This window comes from Thermogemmatispora sp., assembly GCF_019683755.1.
In the GTDB taxonomy this organism is placed as follows: Bacteria; Chloroflexota; Ktedonobacteria; order Ktedonobacterales; family Ktedonobacteraceae; genus Thermogemmatispora.
This window is the reverse complement of the sequence record NZ_JADGHT010000534.1, coordinates 1-2079: the sequence shown is the minus strand read 5'-3', so window position 1 is coordinate 2079 and position 2079 is coordinate 1. Positions and strand designations below refer to the sequence as shown.

The window sequence follows — 2079 nt, the reverse complement described above, 5'->3', positions numbered from 1 at the left end:
TTGATCGGCAGGGACAGCCCTTTGTCGTCGAAGCGCGCCACACAGTTCTGGCCTGCGGCGGCACAGGCAGTCTTTGGGCTTACACCTCCAATCCCGCCGGAGCTACCGCCGATGGCCTGGCCCTGGCCTGGCGTGCTGGGGCCGCTTTAGCCGACCTTGAGTTTGTCCAGTTCCATCCGACTGTGCTCAAGGTCAACGGCGCCACTCACCTCATTTCGGAGGCCGTCCGTGGCGAAGGGGCCTATCTGCGCAACCATGCCGGCGAGCGCTTCATGCCGCGCTACCATCCCCTGGCCGAGCTGGCCCCGCGCGATGTGGTGGCACGGGCCATCCTCAGCGAGATGCTGACCGAGGGGGTAGATTGCCAATACCTCGACCTGACCCATCTTCCTGATGAGCGGATGTATGCGCGCTTTCCGACCATTGCCGCCCTTTGCCGTCGTCACGGCCTGGATCTGGCCCATGATCTGCTGCCCGTCGCGCCGGCAGCCCACTACTGCATGGGCGGAATTCAGGTCGACCTGCAAGGTCGCAGCAGTATTCCTCATCTTTATGCTGTCGGCGAAGTCGCCTGTACTGGCGTGCACGGGGCCAATCGCCTTGCCAGTAACTCCTTGCTTGAAGGACTGGTCTTTGGGCGTCGCCTCGCCGCGCTCCTACCTGGAGAGGCCCCTGAGCAGGCTTCCGGCGCTTCCGGACGACGGCAGCGCGAGCTGAGACTGTCGCTCTTCTCCGCTCAGGACCAGGCTCGTCCCTGGCCGCTGCCTCCAGCCTGGGTCGGGCCAGAGGAACTGGCGCGCGCTCTCCAGCGTGAGCTACGAGACCTGATGTGGCGCTCAGTCTCGCTCTGCCGTGACGAGGACGGGCTGCGCAGCGCCTGGCAAACGCTTCAGCGGTTGCAGGCTCGCTTTGTTGAAGCGGCTCGTCCGCGTGCCCCGCACGAGCCAGTTGGGCGGGGCTGGCTAGAGACCGCCAACATGCTCGATAGCGCTGCTCTCGTCGTGCAGGCTGCTCTGGCGCGTCGTGAAAGTCGCGGCAGCCACTGGCGTAGCGACTATCCCCAGCCTGATCCGTCGCTCTCCGGCGTCAGTCTCGTCCTGCGGCCCACTCTTGAGAGCGTCGAAGTGACGAGTCGCCCAGCTCTCCAGCACAAAGGAAGACCGTATGTCTGAACTCCCGCTTGACCTGATCAGACAGGCTCTAATCGAAGATGGAGCCTATCGTGATCTCACCACCCTGTGTACAGTGCCTGCCGAGGCCCAGGCCCAGGCCGTTCTGCTGGCGCGACGCGAGGGAGTCGTAGCTGGCCTGGCCGTGGCCCTGGCGACCTTTCGCCTGCTCGATGAGCGTGTCCAGAGCGAGGCGCGTGTCAGCGATGGAGAGGCGGTCATCGCCAATCAGACGCTGGCCGTCCTCAGCGGACCGGCGCGCGCTCTCCTGAGTGCCGAGCGCGTGGCCCTCAACTTCCTCGGCCACCTCTCCGGCATCGCCACCCTGACCGCGCGCTGCGTTCGAGCCGTGGCCGGCACCGGCGTGCGCATTCTCGATACGCGTAAGACCACCCCTGGGCTGCGGGCCCTCGAAAAAGAGGCTGTGCGCCTGGGCGGAGGCCATAACCACCGCTTCGGCCTCAGCGATGGCATTCTTATCAAGGACAACCATATCAAGGCTGCCGGCGGCCTGACCGCTGCCATTGAGGCTGTGCGCCGCCAGGTGCCACATCTCCTTAAGATCGAAGTTGAGTGCGAGACCCTTGAGGAGGTGCGAGCTGCCGTACGGGCCGGAGCCGACGCCATCTTACTCGACAACATGGAGGTCGAGCAGTTGCGTCAGGCCGTCGCCTTTGTGCGGGCCGAAACGCCCGGCCTCCTGCTCGAAGCCTCCGGCGGTATCGGCCCAGATCCGGAGCGCCTGGCGGCAGTGGCGGCCACCGGCGTCGACTTCATCTCCCTTGGGGCGCTGACGCACTCGGCTCCCAATCTGGATGTCGCCCTGGAGTTTCTCACGTAGTCCTTGCCTGCGGGAGCGTTACCGTTCAAGCAGTCACGAAAGGAGGAGCGAAGTCTCATGGCCTTGCAA

The 2079-nt window shown here is 65.1% G+C and carries 2 protein-coding genes; both read left to right on the top strand.

Features of this window, described 5'->3' with window-relative positions; translation table 11 throughout:
* Positions 1–1172, top strand: a 1172-nt coding sequence (locus IRZ24_RS19690; protein WP_297168308.1) for an FAD-binding protein, incomplete at its 5' end; no start/stop codon positions are given.
* Complete coding sequence (gene nadC / locus IRZ24_RS19685; RefSeq protein ID WP_297168305.1) at positions 1165–2010, top strand: carboxylating nicotinate-nucleotide diphosphorylase; 846 nt, start codon at positions 1165–1167, stop codon at positions 2008–2010. The genes IRZ24_RS19690 and nadC, both read left to right, overlap by 8 nt.
* The last annotated feature ends 69 nt before the right edge of the window (positions 2011–2079 follow it).

Excerpts from the sequence above, each read along its gene's own strand:
- nadC (WP_297168305.1), top strand. The coding sequence starts at position 1,165 with ATGTCTGAACTCCCGCTTGACCTGATCAGACAGGCTCTAATCGAAGAT.